We start from the raw sequence: 209 nt of genomic DNA, 5'->3' as shown, positions 1-209 counted from the left end.
ACAGTTCACTTACACCGCCTCTCAGCCCGGTACGCACCAGACAATCATTGATATGGCCATGAATGGCGTCGGATGTCGCGCCAGTGCACGCATTATGGGCATTGGCCTCAACACAGTTTTACGTCACTTAAAAAACTCAGGCCGCAGTCGGTAACCTCGCGCATACAACCGGGCAGTGATGTCATTATCTGCGCTGAAATGGACGAACA

Annotated in this window: 1 pseudogene; it reads left to right on the top strand. The window is 52.2% G+C overall.

Going from position 1 to position 209, the window contains the following annotated elements:
* A pseudogene (locus BBA90_RS19525) lies at positions 1-209 on the top strand (IS1-like element transposase); the annotation flags it as partial.

Source organism: Pantoea eucrina, assembly GCF_001691555.1.
GTDB classification, from domain to species: Bacteria; Pseudomonadota; Gammaproteobacteria; order Enterobacterales; family Enterobacteriaceae; genus Pantoea; species Pantoea borealis.
This window is presented reverse-complemented; position numbering and strand designations above follow the sequence as displayed.